The sequence below is a fragment of the Candidatus Nitrospira nitrosa genome, assembly GCF_001458735.1.
GTDB classification, from domain to species: Bacteria; Nitrospirota; Nitrospiria; order Nitrospirales; family Nitrospiraceae; genus Nitrospira_D; species Nitrospira_D nitrosa.
This window is the reverse complement of the sequence record NZ_CZQA01000010.1, coordinates 305,644-324,807: the sequence shown is the minus strand read 5'-3', so window position 1 is coordinate 324,807 and position 19,164 is coordinate 305,644. Positions and strand designations below refer to the sequence as shown.

At 52.6% G+C, this 19,164-nt stretch carries 12 protein-coding genes; 2 read left to right on the top strand and 10 right to left on the bottom strand.

Annotated elements, in window-relative coordinates; genetic code table 11:
* Window positions 1-72: 72 nt before the first annotated feature.
* Window positions 73-1,254 carry a class I SAM-dependent methyltransferase gene (locus COMA1_RS15940; RefSeq protein WP_090750341.1) on the top strand — a complete coding sequence of 394 codons (1,182 nt, stop codon included), beginning with the start codon at window positions 73-75 and terminating at the stop codon, window positions 1,252-1,254.
* A 615-nt stretch (window positions 1,255-1,869) separates the two neighbouring features.
* Window positions 1,870-2,139: a hypothetical protein gene (locus tag COMA1_RS15935; protein WP_090750339.1), complete on the top strand. Its 270-nt coding sequence runs from the start codon at window positions 1,870-1,872 to the stop codon at window positions 2,137-2,139.
* A gap of 297 nt (window positions 2,140-2,436) precedes the next feature.
* Here COMA1_RS15935 and COMA1_RS15930 read toward each other — a convergent pair whose 3' ends face one another.
* The 10 genes from COMA1_RS15930 to COMA1_RS15885 form a co-directional block, all read right to left on the bottom strand.
* Complete coding sequence (locus COMA1_RS15930; protein WP_176698114.1) at window positions 2,437-4,044, bottom strand: tail fiber domain-containing protein; 1,608 nt, start codon at window positions 4,042-4,044, stop codon at window positions 2,437-2,439.
* A gap of 186 nt (window positions 4,045-4,230) precedes the next feature.
* A complete protein-coding gene (locus COMA1_RS15925) occupies window positions 4,231-4,479 on the bottom strand; it encodes a hypothetical protein (RefSeq protein WP_090750335.1) in 249 nt (82 codons plus the stop codon).
* 88 nt (window positions 4,480-4,567) lie between these two features.
* A complete protein-coding gene (locus tag COMA1_RS15920; protein WP_090750333.1) occupies window positions 4,568-5,857 on the bottom strand; it encodes a hypothetical protein in 1,290 nt (429 codons plus the stop codon).
* A 566-nt stretch (window positions 5,858-6,423) separates the two neighbouring features.
* Window positions 6,424-7,203 carry a hypothetical protein gene (locus tag COMA1_RS15915; RefSeq protein ID WP_090750330.1) on the bottom strand — a complete coding sequence of 260 codons (780 nt, stop codon included), beginning with the start codon at window positions 7,201-7,203 and terminating at the stop codon, window positions 6,424-6,426.
* Window positions 7,200-8,126: a hypothetical protein gene (locus COMA1_RS15910; protein ID WP_090750328.1), complete on the bottom strand. Its 927-nt coding sequence runs from the start codon at window positions 8,124-8,126 to the stop codon at window positions 7,200-7,202. Before COMA1_RS15910 ends, COMA1_RS15915 begins: the two co-directional genes overlap by 4 nt.
* A complete protein-coding gene (locus COMA1_RS15905; protein WP_090750326.1) occupies window positions 8,123-11,014 on the bottom strand; it encodes a hypothetical protein in 2,892 nt (963 codons plus the stop codon). The genes COMA1_RS15910 and COMA1_RS15905 overlap by 4 nt, the downstream gene beginning before the upstream one ends.
* 30 nt (window positions 11,015-11,044) lie before the next feature.
* Window positions 11,045-11,953 (bottom strand): caspase family protein, encoded by a 909-nt coding sequence (locus tag COMA1_RS15900; RefSeq protein WP_090750324.1) that lies wholly within the window; start codon window positions 11,951-11,953, stop codon window positions 11,045-11,047.
* Window positions 11,954-11,980: 27 nt separating this feature from the next.
* Window positions 11,981-14,215, bottom strand: a complete 2,235-nt coding sequence (locus COMA1_RS15895) for a hypothetical protein (protein ID WP_090750323.1) — start codon at window positions 14,213-14,215, stop codon at window positions 11,981-11,983.
* A gap of 10 nt (window positions 14,216-14,225) precedes the next feature.
* Window positions 14,226-16,511, bottom strand: coding sequence for a hypothetical protein (locus tag COMA1_RS15890; protein ID WP_090750321.1), 2,286 nt, complete (start codon window positions 16,509-16,511; stop codon window positions 14,226-14,228).
* A gap of 21 nt (window positions 16,512-16,532) precedes the next feature.
* Window positions 16,533-18,722 carry a hypothetical protein gene (locus COMA1_RS15885; RefSeq protein ID WP_090750319.1) on the bottom strand — a complete coding sequence of 730 codons (2,190 nt, stop codon included), beginning with the start codon at window positions 18,720-18,722 and terminating at the stop codon, window positions 16,533-16,535.
* Between the last annotated feature and the right edge of the window lie 442 nt (window positions 18,723-19,164).

The following is a 19,164-nucleotide window of genomic DNA, read 5'->3' as shown; positions in this document are numbered from 1 at the left end:
CTGCCGTGTACGCCTCGTGGTTCTCGCTCCCTGCGGCCTTGCTGGGAACCGTTTTGAGCAGGCGCCTGACGAATGGCCAATGATTCACTGCAACGATTGCTCCGTGAGCATCTGGCCTGGTGGGGACTCCGACGGTTCACGTCCGACCGGGACTACTTTGCCTGGCAACAGCAACAATTCTCTCCTGATGATCTCAAACAGCTGGCGTTATGCGCTCAACGAAAACGCGAAGGCGATCATCACGATGAGACGGCGTTCTATGATCTCGCGGCCCAGCCGAAGATTTTTCCGGTGCTGTACAGCCAGCGGTATGACTATTACGAGGCGATTGCTCCACGGATGGCTGTGCAGTGTAGTGACGCAAAACGTATCCTCGATTTTGGTTGTGGGCCTGGCATTCTGACCTCTTTTTGTGCACGCCTATTTCCGGAGAAGAGTTTTCTAGGAATCGACCGGTCATCCGCGTCTATTGCAGTCGCCCAGAAACAGGCTGACCGGCTGGGCTTGCACAATCTTCGCTTCGACTGTATGGATGGAAACATCCAGCCGCTTTCCGGTGGTTACGACCTCGTGGTGGCTACGCATGTGCTGGTTCAGGCTGAGCAGGATCCCGGTCTTCCAAGTCGAAGTTGGCGAACCTTTGAACGCGAGCATGATCTCGCGCTCCAGAGGTCATTTGAACAGCGCATTGGGCTTGGCCCTCGGCTGGACAACCTTCTGGACGTTCTGTCTTCCAATGGCCGTGTGATTGTGTGTGAGAAGACCAGGCAACTGGCCAGACGAGTTCCCTTTCAGCGAGCCTTGGCGGCGAGAGGATTACAGCTTCTCGAACCTCCAATTCTAGTCCGATACCAATCAGTCGAAGAACCGGTTGAGGATGGACCGTTCTATGTGTTGCAGCGGGGGAGTCAGCAGACCGTTGACTGGGATGAATCACCAGAACCGGATGATGGTCGTCCATTTTCTCCTGAAGCAATTGCGACCTTTCCCGATGCCGAGAATCCCCTCTACGAAAATCATTGGCCTTCGGCTCAAGCCGCATGGGAACAACTCATTGATCGTGATGTGCTTGCAGACACCACACGTCAGGGGTCGGATGGTCGACAGGTGCATGTCGAGTGGGGAAGGGGCTCAGGGGTGCACTATCTGTACTGTGCCAACACCTTCGATCAGCGCCAGTTGGTCATCGTGGAGCAGGCTCGCGCTGGGATGTTGGACGTCTATTATCAAGAAATTATACAAGGGCTTGGGTAACGTTACCTTTCAAGGAATTGCAGTAGGAGGGATGGAGCTGGCGAGAGGAATCGAACCTCCAACCTGCGGTTTACAAAACAGGCATCAGGGGTTGCTCAAGTCATTGAAGACTTGGGCAATCCCCGCTTCTATTGAGGATTGGGCGTCCTAAGTCATCTGTCTGTTTTTGTCTCTGTTCGCCGTCAGTACCTCCCGGCTGTCCCTCCGGCTAACAGTGGCGTAATATAAGTGTAAACACTAACATAGGCATGTTTTCCGGTTACCTCCTCTGCGAATGAGGACTTCGACGAGTACGGCCATGCGCATGAGAGGAAGTCTCCCGGAGGGAATTCAAAACGATCATGCTCCAATAGGGAACCAATCGGAAAAGGAACCAGAGGGGGCTCCGGAAATTCAACCAGTGTGTTAAGTGGTAGGTTGGCTTCATCTGCCTCACTGAGGGGTGGTTACCCAAAGGCGCGAGGCAATGCAGCGAACACGACGAAATCACGGAGCAACCTTCAAAGCATAGGTCGCCCTGGCCGTTATCAAAGGCGAGATGACGCTGGCTGAGTTGGCTGAACAATTACAGTGTCCACCCCACCTAGATCACCGACTGGGCACGGGGTGTGGGTGATGCCGGGTCAGGCCTATAGCCCACTGACGGACGAAGCCCTGACGCGGGACTCATTTTCAGACATGGATGTTGCGGTGCGGCGTAACAAGCGTTGGGAAAACGAACCCTGGTCTTTTGGTGTCCGAGGGGAGTTCGCCTACGATCAGAACCAAGAGGGCATTCAGGAACAAGACATCGTCTTCTGGTACGTGGGGCATTTTCCGCATAAGGTTGCACTCGGTCCGATCAAGAGGCTGGCACTTGGCCCGTTTCTTCGTGTTCAGCGATAGAAAGGAACTGATCTGAGGGCCACGGGACAAGTCGACCTCTGGCAGAGGCTACACTCACAGTAGACAGTGAGCCGAGCGATACGGCATAGCTGCAGCTCCCTGCTCAAACACGCGCCACACAATCGAGAGCATGTTCGGGTGGGTCAGGAATTGGCGGAAACATGCTATGTGAGACGAGTGCCGTCCTCACACCTTCTTCTCTGCGACTGGTCTCGCTGCCGCTATAGTCTTCTCTCTCAATGAATGAGTCCTGAGCCTAGATCCCTGTCATATGTTTGGATCGAACAGCGCAACCAGCTATATTCGCTTCAATTGGACTTCCCTGCACCAGTCGTTATATTTTTCCTGCAAGAGTAGATCTTTCGTCACCCCGTTCGGGATCTGATAGGCGCGTGTACATTGAACCTGGCTGATTCCATCGACTGCACCATGGAACCGAACCAGGACGTACTGTTCGTTGGCGCCGTCCCTGGAAAGGCAGGTGCTCTCACGGAGAATCTGTACCGGTGTGGTATGGTCTTCCCACGATGTATACCGCGAGAGGGTGTTGTGTTCCGGCTTATCGATGCACAGGGTGGATTGCAGAGATCTAAGTTGTTGAGACAGCTCCTTGATACCGGCAATTGCCAGTGCCAGCATCCCATCAGTTCGAACTGAAGTCGCAAAGAAATCACTTTGCTCGTCAGCATCCACCAACTCAGGGAAGATCTCCTTGACTTCCTCGGCGATAAATCCGAGATTGCCCTTGCTCTGATTGTGATACCCCGGTTTACGATCAAAACGGGCAGGGTTGAGTGCTTCAATCCTGTCTAGTACCTTGCCAATGTAATCGACATTTTCCTTCTCTCTAATGGACGACCATTGGCGCAGTCCCGAATACCCGACGGTTGCCTCACACACAACATCCCATGTGTGGATGCCTCCATCCCAGTTACTCGGGTAATGCCCGCCACCATGAGGGTCAAGTCCACGGGTGCCAATATTGCCAGTGAATAAGACCCCGCGGTTTGGAAAATCGTTAGCAATGACAAAACGCTCTTCGTTTACATCCCCAAATCCCATCCATGCTTTCCGTCCGGCGTTAATCCCATCCGGATACCACTGAATGTATGCGTGATCCCTCCCTTCGAGACTCAACACTCCTCCGTTTCCTGCAACATGAAGCCGAGAGGTCAAATTGGCCGTTCCGATGCCGATGTTGCCGGTCCCCCGTACGAAAACCAGCCCCCGATCCCATAGCCAGTTGCCATTGGCATCATCTCCGGTGATATGAAGGAAATCGCCCCCTCCATTGGTTCTGCTGTGAAAGATAAATTTCTGCCCATTCACATCACTGCCAGCGATGATATCCGCAGTCACGTGCAATTTTGCTTTAGGGATTGTCGTCCCGATGCCGACGTTGCCTGTTTTGGTAATGTTGAGCGCATCACCCCCACCAACTGTCCATAGACTCAATCGTCCCCCTGGGCGATTGGTTATCTCAACTCGACTGTCCAAGCCTTCATTCGTACTGAGCCGAAGATAGGCTTGCTCCCCTGTGGACTCAAACAAACCAACGGCGTCCGCTGCAACCACATGGAACTTATGATTTGGGCTGGCCGTTCCGATCCCGATATTGCCGTCGTTTTTGATGACAAGCAGATCTCGACTGCCATGGCGAAAAGTGGTGGTTCCTGAGTCAGCGCCATAGTTGCTGAACGAGAACACACTATCACTGCCGCCGTTGTAAGCGAAATCCGCTTCAGGGTCTTTGGGTGAAAAAATCCTCAGATCTCCCCAAGCGTCCCCTGCTGAGAGATGAAGTTGGGCTTGCGGTTCCTGCGTCCCAATCCCAAGAACTCCATCCAGGTAATAGGTTTTGTCCGCCGCATTGTCATTCTGTCCGTCATTGAGAGCCGGACTCATCTGCAAACTCCTTTCGGTGGAAAATGCCATGTCGCAGAGCACATCGCTGTGACTGCTTGTTAGACTACTAAAGGTAGTGAATAACCTATAGGCCAATCTGCTTCGATCGGGAACATTGAAAACAGTAGGGCCTAAAAGGCTTTAACTTAGTTTTGCGCCGACCTGCGAATAGAATCTGTGGCCTAATCAGGCTCCAACCTGGCTTCGAGCGCCGTTGCTCTGGGTCGAGTCCACTCGTGTCGTATTGCCAATTGGCTTATCCTCAGGAGTGCCGCTGGATTTGAGCTCTTCCTCCAAGACTTGGATTGCTCCGCTGATTCGTAACAACGTCTGGTGCAGCGTGGTTTGTTGTTGTTCCAGCTCAGTCACTCGTGCGCGCCCTGCGTTGAATTCCCTCTTCAGTTCTCCTAGCCGTCGTTGTAGTTGTTGACGCATGGTATTCTCCTCTTCCTAAGTGATGTCATGCTCATAACGTCGTTGTGCCATTGAGGCTAACTGAGACCACCTCGCTCATCAGTGAGGCTCATCTCAAGGTGACAAAAACCTCGATGATACCCACTCCCTCAGTCAGCGACTCCAATGCCTTCCCGATGATGGTCCCTGGAGCATGGAGTTCCATCCCATCCACGATACGGGGCGTCGCTTTCATTGCATGCCCTCTCATCGACGATGAAGTCAGGAGATCTCCTCTGGTGATCGGTCCATTCTCAGCCGTCACGCGGCAGGGAACACGTCCGCTTAAGGCAACGGGATACGCTCGTTTCCCGTCCTTCCGATCATCGGCTTCTCCATGTTCAGCATTCAACAAGAACCCCGGCTGCGTAGAAATCACACCCAATGCGAGGCTATCGTTTGCCCGTTCTGATCTGACAATGCGATCGTCCTTCGGATCTAAACACACCACATCTCCCGCTTCGATCTCCATATCAGAAAAATAGTTCTCGGCCAGGTCATGAGGACTTGTATCGATGCCATGAGCCGACCAGATTGTTCCTTCTGCTTCGATGTCCCATGTGCGAATCCCTCCCCCCCAACCTGATTTTTTAGGGGTTGCGGGGTACCCATTGGTTCCAATGGTACCCGCAAAAACGGCGCAGCCGTTTCCCGGATTGAATTCCCACCCCCTCGATCCTCCGACATTGAGCCCCATCGGAGCAAACAATCCAGGAGTATGGACTCCGCTAGGAAATGCTCCGTCTTGGTTTAAGCGCAACCATAGATCAGTTGAGCGAAAGGCGTGTTTTCCGTTGAGCTGGATATCGCCACTGTCAGTAATCACCATCTTGTCCTGATTATCGACACGGAAACCGATCCAGCCAGCGCCGGACTTCTTGTTGATCAGTGCATATTGGCCGCTGCTGTGATGGAGAAATCCATAGATAGTCGGACTGGTGGCACTGGCGTGGCTTAACCCAGCCCAATCTGGTCCATGTCCGACATCGCCGAGAAACACGTTGTTGATCACTCCGTTGCCTCCGGTGACCTGGAGGCGGTGGTTCGGGCTGGCCGTGCCGATCCCGATATTGCCGTCGTTCTTGATGACAAGGAGATCTCGATTACTATGGCGGAAGTGCGTTGTTCCTGCGTCAGATCCATAATGGTCAAAGAAGAATACATTATCACTGCCCCCGTTGTACGCGAGATCAGCTCCAGGGTCTTTGGGGGAAAAAATCCTCAGATCTCCGAAGGGTCCCTCTGCTGAGAGATGGAGTTGGGCTTGCGGTTCTTGGGTCCCAATTCCAAGAACTCCATCAAGATAGTATGTTTTTCCAGACTCATTGTCAGTTGGTTGTTCATTGACGGTCGGATTCATCTGCGAACTCCTCCTATACAAAAGATTGTGAATGATTGCGTAGTTCAGCCTTTGCTGAGCAACGTAACCGAGCTATCTCAAAGTCCATCCGTCGTACTTGTCTCCGATAATGGGGACGAGTTGGACTCGGGCCATCATTAGTTATCTCTGCGAAGAAAGTTCCGTGGCTGCCGTAGTACGACTCTTCCGTCCATGGTTCATTGATTCCCCGGCTAGAGGCTGAGGTAGGCACGAGGGTGAATGCACAGGTGAGAACTATGCGACGGAGCAACGGAGAAACCTCTTTTTAGATGATGCTGGGGATCTGTCCAACACGTAGTAAGTACCTACACCAAGTCATAGAAGTGAAAATCACAAATTGGTTCTGTTTTGACGAATGGGCGTTGCATAGCGGATGAGGTGTTTCAAGACCGCGCTGTGTTCAAGTTTGTCACTCACTGCTTGGAAGAGCTAGATCGTGAGTACTCAGTCTGAGACACCCTGGATACAGCGTAATACCAAGGTGTGAAGAACCTGTCGAAAAGGACCTCCAATAAATCCATTACCTCTCTGCGATTGTAGGTGCTTCAGTCTGCACGCAGCCTCGCCAGTGCGGGGGAAAACCACCGTGCTTGCCCATACGGGCTCGAACAAATCGCGTAATCGGGCTCATGCGTATTTCGATGCGCGTCACGGCCCCACGATGTACGAGCAGCACGACGAGCTAAGGGGGCAAGATCGTGGGCGCCAGATCGCCAAGCATGGTCAAGTGCAAGAACAAATTCTTCGGGATGAGGATAGAAGGGCGACAGCGAATTGGCGCGATCCACGTCATCTTGTGCAAAATCCAATGCGGCGTCGAGCATCGCATAGGTCTCTCGAACGCCAGGGAGATGAAGGAGGCCGAGCGTGGCCATCAATGCGAGGATATTCGCATGTGCTGTGCAGTCAATGAGGTCAGTCTCAGTCGTTTCACGTGCCCAGGTCTTGAATACGCCGACACGTCTCCACGGGGGGCCTACTCCCTCGAGCCGCCTGACACGATGTCGTACGAGGCTTAGGCAGGCGATCCTCCGCGCCTCGTCTCGGCTCAAACGGCCCAGAAGATAGAGCTCAAGCGTCATGAGAGCCGTGTCATCTGCGTCGTCGGGGAGATCAGGAGCCCAATGCGGGCGATGAGTGGACGACCAAAAACGAAACCCTCCCTGTTCTGTGCGGCAGATTTCGAGCGCGTCGAGCATCGGTGGAGGGACGTATTGGCCTGAGAGCCGCAGTGCGCGAATGCCAAGTGCTGTTACGAAGCCATTTATATCTGGATAACTGGTGCCATTAATCATGACGACGCTTGGAAGAAAATGAGCTGTCATACCGGCCTTAAACCGGTCTGGATCCAGGTACCGACTTCGCGCTGAAAGCCAATCCCAATCATTCCATGTCGCCAGAGGCCGTCTTCGGTGCCTCCACTGAGTGCTTCATAGAGAGCTGTATCGTAACCATTGGGCTTAGCGAGTGCCAGGAGAGCATTGCGTACATGATCATCCGAAGAATAAAGATGTTTGGCAATGACAAACAAAGTGAGGCCTGCGAATGCCCCTGTTGTATCGAAGGCAAGACTGATTCCCGATGTGGCAGGCAGTTCGCGCTGTCGTACACACCCTTCGACTAGTTCCAGAAACGTGACAGAGTTTCCATCGAGCTGATGGACAAGGCTACGCAATGTCATCGCCTCTAGGTTTGTGGTGCGAGCATAGAGTTCAATTCCACCCGTAGTGCTGAGACCGGCCATGCGCCAGAGCATATGTGGTCTGGGTATGGTGATTGCGCTTTTATCTAGTACCGATTGCACCCAACTACTGCTCACCAAGGCAGAAGGCAATTCGACATAAAGCTTATAGGCCACATCCTTCTCAGAACAGCGTGCTCCGATCCAGGCACCAAATTGCAATTGGGTATCTATCTGTGCTCGCTGTAGTCCATCCACCGCATGAAATCCATGGACACCCAACGCTGCTAAGGTCGCAAGTGCCTGCGGGAGACGTTGATGATCTGGTATCTCTGCCGGCGCTGCCTCGAAAGTGAAGCGCAAGTCCCGATTACGAGATGACCAGGCAAATTCGATCGGATAGCCGGTGTTGGTCAATGAGCTAAATCGAAAAGCCATATCAGGCCAGATTGAAGCGGTAAGGGCATCTCGCACATTGCCTAAAATGCCTTGAGCACGGGCGTAGGCCTGGGGCACAAGGTGCTTGATCAGGGCAAGGGTTCGGTCTATTGGCTCAATGTCATTCATTGTACCGGAATGAGTTGCTCCTCCGTCTCAACCCAAGCGCGTTGATCAAAACCGCTGTTGGTGCCGACGAAAGTTAAACGGAATCGATAGCGGCGATGATCCTTATCGCGCAATGCGATGCGGAGCTTGGCCGGGTTGGTTTGTGTGCCAGGAACCTCGAGACGCTCACTCCGTTCATAGGCATTCGTTGTATCTTTGTATTCGACATCAATAAAGACGCGTTGTACGTTGGTGGGATTGAAAAGTGGTATGAACTCGAGCCGGAGTGCATCGACAAATGGGTCGTGAACGACCACACTTGGTACGTCGATTTCCACGGAGGGGGTGGTTTGCGACGTACCGTCCTTCAAGTTATGTGTCAACCCAACGGTGACCCGTCGGTTTGGCGGCGCAGGTCGTGTACCACGCAGTTTCCAGCTTTGAGGGGCACTGTTCTCTTGGAGAATGAACGTAGTGTGCGGTTCAGGAGTGGAATAGCCTTCGGCCTGCAATCGTACTTCAATGGAACTGAGGACCTGCCAGTCGATGTCACCGGGGACAATGGGAATTTCCCTGAATTCGACATGCTCATAGGGGTTGACAAAGAGGGTCCGGTCTTGTGTTCTGGATGGAGGTATCTCGTAGCTGAATCGATCTCCGGTCCATCCGGACTGAGGATCAAAGTGGTATTGCGTTGATACTGCATAGTCAATGTCTCGGGTTTCATTCATGAACACCCGAAACTCTTTGGGCCCTGGATCATTCGAGGTAAAGACGAAATCGCCATGTTTGTGATTGAGTGGATCCGCAGGGTTACCGTAATCAAGCGCCACCTGTCCTGAGGACAGGCCGATCCGGGCGAAATCGATTGGGATGCTGGCCTCCACTTTGAATTCTCGAAAAAAAGGATCGTCAAGATCGATTTCCTTGAAATATTTGGATTTGTCGCCCTGGTCCTTGAGCAGGAGACCGAAGAAGCCTTGCGGTGCATACGTGCGACGTACGGCTTCAGCCCGGTTATAGCGGAATGTCAAAGTCTTTCGCTCTTCCTGGCGAATAAATTTGAGTTTGAGAGAAGCCACGACGGGAGTGCTACTGCTTGAACCTCCAGCGTTTGGTTGAGGTTGGGGCTGAGGCTGTGGCTGTGGTCGAGGTTGCTCTACCTGGATCGAGGCCGGACGGTGAAAATGTCCTCGAAAAAGAACGGGTCGGCCCGTACCAGCGACCCGACCGGTCACATGCACCACGCGATTGTCCGGATCTCCGCCCATGGGTGTGTGAGTGCCGGGGCGTGTTGAGGCCGGGCTGTCACCATGGGGTGGTGAGCTTATGAATTGGCCACCGGATCGCTGTACAATGGCCTGTGCCACATCGAGCCGGCGCTGTGACAGTCGCGTATTATGCCGTTCACGATCAGGTTCACTGGCTCCTGATACATGTTCATGACTCGCATAGGCATCGAGCCGGACCTGTTTTGGTACTGGTAAAGCCTGGATCCAGGCGCGTAGACGATCGGCTCCGCGTTCTGGTCCGCTCCAGTTACCGTCGCCTTCGATTCGCAACGTGCCGGAGGCATCACGAAAACGTGGATCGGTCGTCGTATTCTCAACATAGGCGCGAAAGTCAGGGCTTGGTGGATTGGTCTTCCATCCAGCCTCTGTAGGTTTATCAAAATCAAAAAACAGGCCAAAAACCTCTTCACGCGTCTCGGTTTGAGCCGGCCAATCAACCTCGATATTTTTGTCGGAGTTAGGGTCGACGGTCACAGTCGCCCGACCGCCTGCGTCGAGTGCGACAACGGATCCGTTCACTTTCAAGACCGCCCCGGTACCTGTGACCGTGATGCTCTCCTGCAAACCTTGGCCTGCGGGTGTGTGCGCGACACCATAACCGGAAGGGAGTGGTGAAGGATCAGTCCGGTCCGTGATGAGTGATGCCGGCTGGATTTGTTCGGTAGATTGGCCTGGTTGTGCGGTGGAACCGGTATTCGTGCTGGTGGTGGTTGACGGCCGATTCCCTTGCAAGAGGTTTTGCCCCGTACTAATGACCTCACTCAGAGGCGTGGCAGTGGCTTGAGACGCAGCGAGTTGGCCAGGGGTGAGAGTCGGTTCAAACCACTTCGAGAGAAGATCCTCTTTGAAGAAATCGAGCGCCCATTTTTCTTGATCTTTCTCATCCTGCTCATCAGTGAAGTGGAACACCTTAATCTTGATGGCTCCCGATTGAACGAGCGATTCGAATGCGGCATCGATGCCAGCACGGAAAAATTGGTATTGCCCCTCAAGGCTCGCACTGAAATGGGTAAACATACGCTCAAAATCTGCCGTAATCTCGACGTCGAGGGACGGCCGCATTGCCAGATACTTCATGCTGTAGGCCACACCGATAGGTGTCAGGCCGTCTTGGAAAGCCTGTTCCAAGATCGTCGCTCCTTCTGCCGAAAGGGTGAGACTGAAGGCAGCTTTATTTGCGGAATCCATTGATGGAATGGTCGCTCCGAGAATGAGCTCTACGGCGTTAAAGGCTCCTGGCGGAGGGGCCGCGGCAGTCGTACCTCCTGAACCCTGCACATTGAGTGCGATGCATTGCACCGAACCTTCCTCGAAGGGGGCGGCAGTCAATCGAACCTGACCCGTGACACCTGGTTCTGCCTGAACTCGGGCAAGGATGCGCTGTTCAAGACGATCCGGCAGTTTAAGGGTGGATTCAAACATGAGAAATCCACCACCCTTCACACCACCGCCTGGTGTAGCCGATTTGTATTTCAGGCAGCTGAACGCAAGTCGACCATCCGTGTCACGTCGAGCCAGATCAACGGGACCAGGAAGGTACCAGAATGTATTGGGATCTGCATGGTCACGAAATACGCTGATGCCATCAATGGTGAAGGGTTTTTCAAGGCTGAGCATGATGGTGCCTCATATAAGTAGGATTAAATATCATCGGCTGTCGCGCCATCCTTGGAGAAAACTCTCCTCCATGCGGTTTTCCTGGCCCCGCAGTTGTGGAGACTGAGTCTCGCCCGGAAAGTACTTGTCCATCGACGTGCGCACGCGAGTCGTCAGTTCGTCGACCAAACTGCGATGATCGATCTGGAAATTGCTTGCGTTGACGAGGTCGAGAAACGCCTTCGTGAGTAGGCCGTGGCCGACTGCTTCATGCTCTTGTGCCGTCTCTGCGGCTGTTGAGGCGGCGATGAGTGTGGATTTCGATTCTTTAACGAGACGGCGACTTGTGTCTTCCTCGACGGCGACGCCAGAATTTCTGGCGGAAACACGGGTGATATTGTTGGCCAAAACTGGGCGTCTCTGTGGTGGGAGACAGATACCGCATGGAAAGAGCGTGGTGCATTGCGCAAGTTGACTGATCAGTTCAGGGGAAAAGATGGGCGACCGTCTGCGCCGTGCGTGCTCACTTTCATTGTGCATGCCGCCGGAGTGACAGGAATCGAGGACAATGGTGAAATTGACGAATGATGGTTGTAAAGAATCGGCGGCTGCAAAGATTTCGTGGTCGCTGATGAATTGGCCTGAATAGGGGATAATGGTTTCGTACATCTGCGAAGGGTTGGAGGGATGAGGGGTACGTCCCCCATGGCCTGAATAATAGAAGCACACCACGTCGCCGGGCTGAGATATGGCAAGCACATAGCGTAGTGTTCGACGGATACGGCTTGACGTGGCATTGGCATCTACGAGATAGAACATATCTTGCGGGTCAAACAAAAATGCATCCTGAAGGAGGTAGTAAAAAGACGAGGCATCCGACACGCAGAATCGCAATGAATGCCAGCCATTGTTTTGTACTGAATAGTCATTGACGCCCACAATAACGGCTCGCTTAGTCATTTGTCGTTTCCTTTCAATCGAGGAGCGTTATGTAAGAAGGATCACCATGTTCTCGTCGGTCTCGACCGCTGCTCGACGTTCGGTTGCCCCGTCCACATGCACCAGCGTGAGTTGATACCGGTAGCGTTTCTGTTTTGGATCCATGATCGAAAATCGCACATTTGTTTCAGTCAGATTGGGGTCAAGCCGAACACGCTGTTCGCGGGTATAGGTGTTGGCTTGATCAACGTAGGTGACATCCAGCACGGCAGCTTTGAGTGTCGGCCAGTCGAGCATGGGGAAAAACGTTACGTCGAGGCTTGCAGGAAATAGATCGTTGACGAGCACACTGGTCGATTTCGTGCGTAAGAGTGTCCCCTCTTTTGTCGTGCCGTCTTTCAGATGATGGGTCAGTTTGTAGGAATATTCACGCTGGTCCGGCTTTGAAAGACGCAGCTTCCAGGACTGTGGGCTGCTGTCGGGTGCGATGCGGAATGTCTTGCTCACGGTCCAGGGCGAGGAATCGCTATATGACAGTTCGACATCGATGAAATCGACAATGCCTGGATCGACGCGGCCACGCTCGATGTGAAGGTCGAGAAAACCAAGCGCCTCCATGGGATGTACAATGAGAGTGCGATCAGAGGTTTCTTTGGCCGGCAATTCGTATGAAAAGGTCTTGCCCTCCCAACCGCTGGTTGGATCGAAATGGAACTGGGTTGTAACGGTGAATGTACGGTCTTTCCGAAGATTGACTGCAAAGTCGACCTGTTTGGGCCCACGATCTTCTGCCGTGAACCTCATGTCGGCGTGTTTGTAGTTTTGCGGATCATTCTGAGGTCCATAGTCTAATGCGACATGGATTTCGCTGAGGCCTACCCCGGAAAAATCGAAAGGCGCTTTGGTTTCAACGGAGATGGTCCTGTAGAAGGGATCGTCGAGGTCGATCTCGATAAAGTGCTTGGAGCGTTCGAGATCAGCGGTAAGGAGGCCGAAAAACCCCTGTGGCGCATACATTCTTTGCTGGGCTTCCGCACGTGTGTATTCCAGGATCGCCGTACGCTGTTCCTCCTGGCGGATAGCCTTGAGCTTAAAGGACGCAACCATCCCTTCGTTTTGTGCAGTATTTGGATTGTCTGTTGCTGCAGGTAGACCTCCATTCGGATTCCTTGTGGAAACATCGGCCGAGCCACTCGCTGGAGCCGGGGTTGCCGGAGCTGGACTACCTGTCCCTTCCGTTGGGCTTTCAACATTGGCGGCAGATGCAGTACCCGGAAGTCCTTGCGGTGTATCACCGCGGCCGGTCTCTGCGGTCGGGCTTGGACCATGATCAACCGGCTCCGGTGCGGGTTGTGAAGGGTCTGGGCGTGGCGGCGGTGACGGTTGTGGTGGGCGTAGTTGTGCACCAAGTGCGCGAACCTGGTCGAGTGAAGTGGCTTGAGCGGCGGGAGCGGCAAGGATTCCAGGCACCAGGACCGGGGTAAACCAGTTTGTGAGTACCTGCCCTTTAAAATAGTCGAGTGCTTCTTTGATGCGCGTCTCATTCTCTGTGGTATTGGTGAAATCAAGCACCTCGATCTTAATGGCCCCGTTGCGGACCAACCGTTCAAAGCCGAGATCGATACCGGCGCGTACAAATCCACGCTGACCATCCGCAGCCGAGCTGAAATGGCTGAAGATCTGTTTGAAGTCGGCTGTAATCTTGACGTTGAATGCGGGACGTAGTCCGGTATATTTCAAGTCATAGATTACGCCGACCGGCGTGGTTCGTTCCTGAAATGCCTTTTCTAAGATCGTTGTACCTTCGGCCGATAGCTCAAGGCTGAAGGCAGCGACGTTGTCCCCTTGGAGCGATGGCTTCGCGGCACCGAAAATCGTATGGACGGCGCGAAAAGAACCCGGTGGAGCATTGGGATCCGATGCTGCAGTGGCACCGCCGGCACCTTGTACGTTGAGGGCGATACACTGTACGGTTCCTTCGTCAAACGGCACAGCGCTCAGGCGTGGAGTACCACGGGAGATACTGGACAGACGCTCGAGAACTCGGCGTTCGAGGTCACGATCCAGCTTAAGTGCCACTTCGAATGTCAGGAATCCGCCGCCTCGGCTCGCAGTACTGGGTAGTCGTTTGAATTTTAGAAACGTGAAGGCGGCTCGACCATCGGCTGCTCGCCGTGCTAGCGCCACAGGACCAGGCAAATACCAAAATTGACGTGGATCTGCATGATCTTTGAAGATGGTGACGCCTTCGATCATCAGCGCTGAAGAATCGAGTTGAAGCATGGGGATCTCCTCAGGGAACCTTCACGATCAGTTCAGTCGTATCAGAGGCTGTCCAGTCGATATTGAGCTCGAGGCCGTTTTCGAACAGGAGGTTGGCGCGATATTCATATTTCTTGCGTGTTTCGTCTACGTACTGATATTCGAACGAACCATGAGCTTCAGGTGCCTCGAAAACGAATGTGTCGGCAAAGCTCAGATTGGACATGAGGTCCTCAAATCGTAAATCGACCGTTACACGTTTTAGACGGCGTTGGGCGAAGTTGACCGGCGGCATGATCCCAATGATCCGGCGGCCCTTCGAATCGGCACTAGCATGAATGCGTCGCTCATTCGTCATGGATTCAGGTAATTCAAGGAATCGGCCATCCTTGTAGTTGACGGAAATCTTGTAATAGACGGTCTTGCGGGTGGGGTCGCGAAGATCAACGCTAAAGGTTTTTGCAGCAATGCCCTGCTGGAATGAGAAGGAATCTTCTGCCAGCAGATTGTTCGCGGGATCCTTATAGCGAAGGTCAACAAAGGCCTGCTCCACCTCTTCCCAACGAAAAGACGGCACAACTTCCACCACGCGTCGAGTAGGAAACGGATTGCGAACCGTGATTTGCGTCTCGCTGCTGGGTGTCCAGGCACGCTCGATGTCACGGTTATTCATGGCACGGAAGAGGACACGATATTCGAATGTCGTCTTCGTCGGATCGAGGACGAACATTTTCCAAACGGCGTCGGGTTTCTCCTTGGTGAGGCGTAGGAGGTCGCGTTGTTTGATGCCATTGACTTCATCCGTGTAGCGCAAGTGAAATTCCACGGAGGAGTAGTCGTTCCAGGGAAAGTTCTCGGCCAACAACGTGATCGGCGAGATGGTGTAGAGTTCCCGCGGAACGATCTCCACATTGTCGATATCAGTCGTTTTCTTTGCCGAACCGAGCGTGAGCGGACGTTCCGTCGAATCCACGTTCTTAAATGTGACTTCGTACTCAACCTCGACATCGCGCTGCATGGCTCCATTCTGGAGTTGGCTCAACCATGAAAAATTTGTCTCGGGCTGGGTGGCTGTCAGCAGTGCGTTGGTGGGCTGATCTCCATAGCGCGCGCGAACATTGACGCTTGATATTTCATCGGCGGCAAAATCCGCCCGTGTCACGATCCGTACCGTGCGTTTCTTGAACCAGTCGTTATTGAGATCGACATGCCTCACGAAACGATCGAGTGGCATCGGGATATCGCGTAAGAGCTTGAACATGCCTGCGAGGTGACCTTGTGGATAAATGCTCCTTTTGATTGTGACTCGTTCCGAAAAATTCACATTGAGGACCTTGCGGTCAATGCGAGTGTAGTCCATTCTCTTATAGGAAAAACTTGCGTTTGAGACTTGAGCTGCCGGACCGCCTGCCGCCATTGCGCTTGTTGTGCCGGCGAATTTAGCCGCAGCGTCTAAACCCCTTTCAAAGTCGGATGGTTTCTCCGGGGTCCAAGGTGGGAGACTTGGGGTAAAGAAGGCGTCCGTAATCATATTGCGGACCTGGGCGAGTGCGGCATCCCTGCGATCGATAATGCCTTTGCTGTCGTCACCTTCAGGCACAAATGTATCGGATTCCAGCACAATGGCACGGGACTCCACCAGTTCATCCACGGCCTTGCCGATCTCGGCTGAAAAGAACATGAATCCGGCCTTGAAACTCTCATCCATGTGTTTCTGAACCCTGTCCCAGTCAATACTCAATTTGATGGCATACGCCGGCCGTAGCCCAAGAAAATCAAGTGAATAGATGACGGCAACCGGCATGATCTCACCATCAAGGCATTGTTCCATCATGGTGAAACCTTCTTGGTCGAGTCGGATGGAAAAAGCCGCTTGGTTTGAACCATAGAGAGCGGGTTTCTCATTCTGATCGATCTTCAGCACGAACGCCGGACCTGCGATTCCCGGTGTCGTGCCAGGCGCATCGCCTGTCTTTTTTCCGAGCATCATCAATTTGACGCCGCCATCAACCAACGGGACGGAAGCGATGCGCGGCATATTGCGGAGGTTCTCGTTGTTGGCGATTTCTCGGGCAAGATCGTCGACCTGTGATTGTGCCGCACCGACGTTGCAGTCAAAATTAAGAAATCCACCGGTGCCCGCATCGCCACGAAAGCCGATAAGCGAAAATTGGGGAACCTCAATTCCTAAAGTCTCATCTCGCACCGTGGTGAGGTGTGGGGAGAGGGGTAAGTAGTACCACTGTTCAGGATCGGCATGATCCGGGAAGATAGAAATGCCGTTGATTTCTCGAACGCGACTGTCGAGCAGTAGCATGGCAAGAGCTCTCCTTCTGCGTTAGGATGGCAGTTCTGGGAAAATGCTCAGGTTGACTTCGTTGTTTGGGCCCACGACCTTACGGCTTCCGTCCTGCAGGAAGAATGTCGAGGTCCAAGCATAAGAGGTCTTACTCGCATCTTTGAGAGCGACCTTCCATCTTTTTTCAGGTTCGCCGCTCTTGAATCGCACATCCATGCGCTCGTTGACCCCATTGGGGACATCTGCATAGCTCAGACTGACGTTGACGAGCTTGACGAGGCTCCAATTAATGAGATCCGGGACAACCGCCACTTCAAGGAAATCCGCCACCCGATTCCCCACTTGGACGATGGAGCGCTTGGCGACCGTCTCAGGGATGTCAGTTGTCGTGCCATTTTTGAAGGTGATGGCTCCCGAGTACGTCAGTGTGCCAGAATCCTCGTCGATCACTGGAAAATGCCAGTCAAAAAATGGCTGACTCTTTGAGAGATTGAGCTGCGTGCTTTGGCGATAGTTATTCAGTTGGTCAACGTAATCGACCGCCAGCGCAATAGATGCAATATCATTCTCGAGGTCGCCAATTGCCCGGAAGCCGAAGGTTTTTATTGCAGTAAATGGATCATCTATATTCAGTTCCCTCGCATGTTGTTCGCGTTCAGAAGTTTTAATCTCACGCCCATCTGACATCTGATAGGTAATCTGATACGTGACAGCCCCGCTGCGAGGCCGACTTAATACCTCGCGCAGCCTGAAATTGGCGGCCGTCTTCGTCATGTTGTACTTTTTCTCGATTGCTGTCCCCGCATCGTCATAGCGTACGGTAATCATGGCTCGATCAACCTGCCCGAAATTGATGTCGCCGGGAGCGATGTCGAGTGAAAGAATGCTGAGATCGCCGACACTGATGATGAGGCTTGGGTCGTCGGTTTCGATTTCTTGAGATTGGAAACTTACCTGACTGTCCTTGTAGTTGACTTTGTAAGAATACTTGTACTTGCGAATGCCCTCATGCACGATGAATTTGAATGTCTTAGCGTCGTCGGGGTTGGTGAACACATGGGGCTTCACCGCCGCGTTTGGCCCATGTGGGTAGTTGAGGTTTACTTCCACACTGTGGACAGGAAGGTCGGCAAAATCTGCATTAACCTGGACCCTGACTGTGAGATCTTTTAGAAACTCGTCAACCCCAATGTTCAAATAGTAGTCATCCCATTTGAGTGGTTGGTTGTTGGCATCTTTCATCGAGGTGATGGTCGGCAACATACCCTGCGGATTCTTGTTGACGATGATCGTATTCTCCTGCTCCCATCCAACGACGACATCGGCGATTTGGGTTTGAGAGATGGTGCGGCGAATATCTTCAATGTCTTGGCCTTCTCGTAACTCTTTCGTGTTGGGATCAACCGCTTGGATCTCCTTCAAGAGGTTCTGTTGTACTTTCGTTTCGAGCTGTTTCATGATGTGGTCGCGTATATCTTTCTCGAGCTTGGCTTGATCCTCAGCTTTTAGATTTGGGATCTGAATGAAATCAAATGACGTCTTGGTCACATCGTTCTTATAGCGACTGGAACTGACGATTTCCGTGTAGGAATCTTCAGACCAGAAGTTATCCTCGGTGTTAATATCCTGGAAGAATGAGTAAAATTCTGTGGCATGCCATTCGCCACGGGCTATCATTTTCGGAAGCTTGCCGAAGTAGTTTAGTTCATAAACCACTTGAATAGCTGATGCGGCGCCTGTGCTTAAGGCTTTTTTGAATATTGCAGTTCCGAGCAAAGACAATTCCATCATGAAGGAGGCAATGTTTCGTCCGTAGAGGGACGGTTTGCCGGCACCACGAATTTTCTCGATCATCTTCCCATCTTCTGTGAGGATGAGTTTAACTGTTCCGTCGGTCCAGTTGATGGGTGCGATTTGCACCGCTGGTGGCTGAAGGTTGAGACTACGGAAACGATCGTCAACCTCCTTTTGCAGATCAACGGTAATGTTTTTTTCATCTTCCAGAGGAATTGACAATTCGGTGTCAAACGCGATAAATCCGCCGAATTGATTATCTCCATCTTCGCGTAAATGCGTATACTCAACAAAACGCAACGCGAGGCCGCCGTTGCTCAGCCGTGCGAAGTTTACCGATCCTACGTCTTTGGGGAGAATATAGAAGGTGCGTCCGTCAGTATCGCCGTGGACCTGATAGCCATGAAGTGTTCGGATGTCGTCAAGCTTGAGCATGGGAGAATTCCTTTCTTCTGATGTATGAAGTGCACTAGGTGCTGGATTCTCATGTTCGTCTTTTTAATGCCGGAAAATGCCGGCTGCAGTGTCGGCAACTATAGGCATTAGGTCAAACAAAGGCTATGTAAAATGTACGTACGTATGTACTGCAAGCCCAATGCCGGTAGATTAATATGGGTGACCTGTGAAAACTCGGGAGTTTATCGTGTGCGATATTTGTGGAGCGGTTTGGTGTATCGAAATAGATTCAGGGGGGGGATCTAAAAAGATACAGTTTGCGGGAGCCTCGTATATTGGTCGTGAGGGCATGACGGCATTGTGCACCATCCGGCATATCGATAGCGGAGTAACCAGATGAGGATATGTTGTTATGAGGAGTTTGGTCGCTGGTTGAGCGAAGATTGCTCACAAGGGTGGGAGTAAGGTGCGGAGGTTCGTT